Raw genomic sequence first — 4,519 nt, 5'->3', positions numbered from 1 at the left:
AGCGGTTTTTTCTTTGATTATGGTTATGTGTTTATCTGTTTTGCCTAGTTTTGCTAGTGCTGAGAGGTTTGATATTATTGCAGGTAAATTTAATGCGAATACGAATTTAAGTGGTAATGCAACAACTATTAATTTGCGTGGAGCTTATGATGTTGATGGCTTTTATATACGTGGTAAAAATAGATATGCTAGTGCTGGTAATCTTACGGTGACTATGTACAATGCTAAAAATGAAGTGCTTTATAAATCAACTGAATATAAATTTCCTTATATAGGTTCTAGTGATTATGGAGATGTACATAGAGAAGAAAGAAAAATTAAAGGTGTTAGTTTTATAGAGTTAAAAGGTGTAGTTAATTTATTTGAGTTTAAAGTATATGGAAGTGAATATGTTCCACAAATCACGAATTTAAAAAATACACCATCGGTTAATTCTGTGTTCTTTAATTGGGAAAATCCTTCAGATGTTTCATTTAATGGTGTCAAAATATATAAAGATAATGAAGTTGTTGCTACTGTTGATAAGGATTCAACTTCTTATACTGTAGGTGATTTGAAAGATAATAATACTTATAAATTTAAAGTTGTTTCTTTATATAAGGATACAGAGATTTTAGTGGATGAAAGTAATATAAGTACGTTAATTGACCCTAAAAAAATCCCTCCAAATCCAGTTTCGTTTTTAAAGTCTGAACCGACTGATAAAACAGTGAAATTAAAATGGAAAAAGCCTAGTGATGATGATTTAGCAGGATATAAGATTTTGAAAAATGGAAAGAAAATAGCTGAAATTGGTTTAGAAGAAGAATTTATAGTAAAGGGGCTTGAACCGTTAACAGAATACAATTTTGGTGTGGTTGCAGTTGATAAGGATAAAAATGATTCTACTCCTGTTAATGTATCTGTAAAGACTTTAGAGGAAAAAGATGATATTCCACCACAAGTGCCGTCAAATGTTGTTGCTAAGCCTTCTAATGGTGCTTTAATTGCTTCTTGGGATAAAGTGCCTGATAAAGATTTAGCGGGATATAACGTCTATGTAGATGGTGAGAAGATTAATAGTGATTTGATTTCTTCTACTAATTTTACGGTTAAAAAATTAGAGAATAAAAGAAAATATAAAATACAAGTTCAAGCGGTTGACCGTTCGGGAAATGCTAGTGAGTTGAGTCTTGCAGCGTTCGGGATTCCTGATACAAATACAATACCAATTATTGAAAGTACATATAGTCTTCAAGATGTTTCGGATGGTACAGGAGTTATGTTTTCTCAATTATGGTTTGCGTTAGCGTTTGCCGTTGGTATTTCATTAGCATTTTATATTATTTATAAGTTAAAACATGATGTGATGCCATAATGATCCCTGTGTGATTTATGGCTTCTCTTAGAAAAAAATAAAAGGTGATTATATGATGATATTATTTTTTGTTTTAAGTTGGTTGTGTGTCGGTTATACAATTTGTTTATTCGTTGATAATATAAAGAAATTTTTTAGAAATATGAAGCTCTCATTTTTGCTTCTATCGTCTTTAAATGTGTTTGGATGTATTGTGTTTGTTGCTCTTGGTTATATGTCATATCATTCGATTTGGGGGATTTAAATGAACGATTTCGATGTTTTAATTAATTTATTTTGGTCGTTTTTATGGATATGGGGCGCTTGTTTTATGGTTTTAATGTCATTAGTGATAATGAAACGAATGGTTGTTGGTAAATCAACTTATAGTGGTTCTTCTAGTAGTAATAAGGATTCGATAGATGTTGCGTTAATTACAACTATTACAAGTAGTAGTAACGATTGAAAGGATTGAAGAAGTTGATTCTATTTGAAGTTATTGTGTTGCTACTTTATCCGATTACAGTTTATTTGATTTTAAATCGGATTATGTTGTTTATTAATACTTATAAAATATCTAAATTTAAGAGAGTTGATATAGATGGATAGTGTAATTATTTATGGTTTTTGGTGTATATCATTGTATTGTTTTTATAAAGCGATAAAAGAAACTATATCAAAGGAAACGGTATCAGAATGAGCGAGTATATGCCTACGAATGAAGAGTTTTTTATGAAGTCTAAGTTTTTACCTTATGTGATAAAAGAGCCTGAGTATGGGCTTCTTATAGCCTCTGTAGGCTTTGTTCTTTTGATGTTGCTATTGTTTTATAAACGTAGAAAGGATAAATAATATTGTGTTTTATTTTTTGTTTATGTATATAAGGGAATCGGAATTTATACAACCTTTTATAAATTTTTATATAACATGTATTTTAATCCATGCTTTATGGCATAAAAAAACAATTTTATCGAATGAAATGAGACTTCAAAAAGAATTTGCTCTAGATAAGTTAATGGAAAGTAAATCTTTTTGGAATGGAAAGGATAAGTGATGTTATGTTTGCTGAGTTTAAATTGAATACTAGAAACTTGTGGGTATTGATTGTTGATTTAATTTCGGTATCTTTGATTGTTTATTATATGGTGGTTAGTTTACCTAAAACTAATTTAAATAGCTTTAATATGTTTGTAGCTACTTTATTATCTATAGTTATGATTTATTTTGGATTTGCAGTTGGTAGACTGTTTATTGATAAGTATATATTTAAGAATAGAAAGGATAAGTGATATTGTGTTTGCTGAATTTAAATTTGGTTTTAAAAATTTAGTTTTATTGATTTTTGATATGTGTATATTTGCTTATGTAATTTGTAACATGGCCATTAATTTACCGAAAATGAATTTAACTAATTTAGATGTATTTCTAGTTTCATTAATGGGTGTAGCTACTTTTTATTTTATGATGGGGATCGTTAGACCGTTTATAGATAAAATGGTATCTAATAGTGGAAAGGATAAATAATTGTGTTTACTGAAAAGATGACTAAAACTAGATTTACGATCAATGTAAATTTTGGTGATATTATTAATTTTATATTGATTATGTTTGGTTTAGGTATTCATGTAGCTGGTATATCTAAAATAGTTGGAGTTTATGAGTTTAATTTCTTGCTATGTTTTATATGCTTTATATTTGTTAGTTTGCATTTTTCTTGCATGTATTTTCTTTTGTATATATTTACTAGAGATAAAAAAGATAAATCTGTTAATTCTAATTGAATAAAAAATAGTATTATTTTTAATAAAACCGTATTATTATCGTTGATTTTAATACGGTTTTATTATATTATGAATTTAAGATAATTGTTTGGAGGTATTTTAAATGACTTTGAAAGATAAAAAAGAAAAGAAAAAGAATTATCAATTTACGTTTACGCCTAGTGAAATAGAATTAATTGAAGAGATTGTAGACATTGAGAATGATAGAAGGATGACAATTGCTAGAGAAAATAATTTACCATTTAAAAAATATAATCGTAATACATTTATACTTGCTCTGATCCAGGAGAAGAAACGCAAGTATGAAGAACAAGGTGAAATTTAAGAATGGAATGAGTTGATTTTTTTGAAGAAATTTACGTTCTATGGTTGTTGTGTTGCTTTTGTTTTTTTACTCTTTTTGGGGACTTATAGTGTGTTTCAAGATAGAGAAAAACAACTTGCTGAAGGAGTGAATAGAGAGGTTCTTGTTGTAGATAAAAAGAAAAGAACTAGTTCAACTGGTGGTGGTGCTACTTTTATTAGCTCTACAAAGTATTCGTTGAAGGTTTATACAAATGATAAATTATATGATTTTGATGTTGATTCAAGCCGTTATAATAAAGCTGAAATTGGTTCTATGATAAAGGCTATAGAATATAAGGATGAGTTAGTGTTAGATTGAGACAGGATATTTATGATGTAACAACACGAATAGCCCAAAAACATGCCTGTTTTTGAGCTAAGGTAATTTTTCTATCCTTAATCGATATTACGGTAAGAAAAATATAACCCTTATATAAGTGGCGAACGTTCGCTTTATATTATTCGTGGCGTATGTATGAAGATTTCCGGAAATCCTTACGCATTATTAAGGATAGACAAGAAATTTATTGATTATACATATTTATTTAATTATGAATAGTAAAGGAAATGTGATTATCTATGGGGATATCTAGATATTTTTGTGATGAATGTGATGATTTGGTTACTAAAATTGGTGATCCTTTTATAGTTAATAGTAATGAACGACTTTGTGAAAAGTGTTATGACAAACGAAATGAACCAATTGAATGTCCAATTTGTAAAATGGTTTTTGCTGTAGGTCATGGTGAAGAGTTTGGAGATTATGATTTTGTTTGTGGTGATTGTATTGATAAATTAATAGAAATGAAAGGGGAGGAAAAAATGGAACGAGAATTAGGTTTTGTTTTAAAAGTTGAAAAGGTTTTAGATAGTTTAGAAGTTGAATTGAGAGAATTATCTTTAGATCAAGATGATATTTTTTCAAATGAACATGTACAAATGAGGGAGTTATTGAAGACTATAATATCTACAAAAAAAATCTGTTCAACAAATTGGAGGTAAACTTATACCTAAAGGTGATTTTGATATATAAATTGTTTGTTTTATATGTTTCTAC

General features: G+C 28.3%; 7 protein-coding genes. All 7 read left to right on the top strand.

Annotated features, from left to right (window positions below; genetic code table 11):
• Positions 1–1,357: fibronectin type III domain-containing protein (locus JFU02_RS01680; RefSeq protein ID WP_207193669.1), on the top strand; the 1,357-nt coding region annotated here is incomplete at its 5' end.
• Between the two features lie 244 nt (positions 1,358–1,601).
• The gene (locus JFU02_RS01675; protein WP_201069495.1) at positions 1,602–1,802 is read left to right on the top strand and encodes a hypothetical protein; all 201 of its coding nucleotides are present in this window, start codon (positions 1,602–1,604) and stop codon (positions 1,800–1,802) included.
• 592 nt (positions 1,803–2,394) lie between these two features.
• On the top strand, positions 2,395–2,625 hold the full coding sequence (locus JFU02_RS31790) for a hypothetical protein (protein WP_207193668.1): 231 nt from the start codon (positions 2,395–2,397) through the stop codon (positions 2,623–2,625).
• 4 nt (positions 2,626–2,629) lie between these two features.
• Positions 2,630–2,860, top strand: a complete 231-nt coding sequence (locus tag JFU02_RS01670) for a hypothetical protein (protein ID WP_201069494.1) — start codon at positions 2,630–2,632, stop codon at positions 2,858–2,860.
• Between the two features lie 360 nt (positions 2,861–3,220).
• Positions 3,221–3,442 carry a hypothetical protein gene (locus tag JFU02_RS01665; protein WP_012477671.1) on the top strand — a complete coding sequence of 74 codons (222 nt, stop codon included), beginning with the start codon at positions 3,221–3,223 and terminating at the stop codon, positions 3,440–3,442.
• Positions 3,443–3,532: 90 nt separating this feature from the next.
• Positions 3,533–3,781, top strand: a complete 249-nt coding sequence (locus JFU02_RS01660; protein WP_242488009.1) for a hypothetical protein — start codon at positions 3,533–3,535, stop codon at positions 3,779–3,781.
• A 260-nt stretch (positions 3,782–4,041) separates the two neighbouring features.
• The gene (locus tag JFU02_RS01655) at positions 4,042–4,464 is read left to right on the top strand and encodes a hypothetical protein (protein ID WP_201069492.1); all 423 of its coding nucleotides are present in this window, start codon (positions 4,042–4,044) and stop codon (positions 4,462–4,464) included.
• Positions 4,465–4,519: the final 55 nt, after the last annotated feature.

This window comes from Bacillus sp. TH13 (assembly GCF_016651175.1).
Classification (GTDB): domain Bacteria; phylum Bacillota; class Bacilli; order Bacillales; family Bacillaceae_G; genus Bacillus_A; species Bacillus_A thuringiensis_S.
Note: the sequence above shows the minus strand (reverse complement) of the source record. Positions and strands in the feature narration are given on the sequence as shown.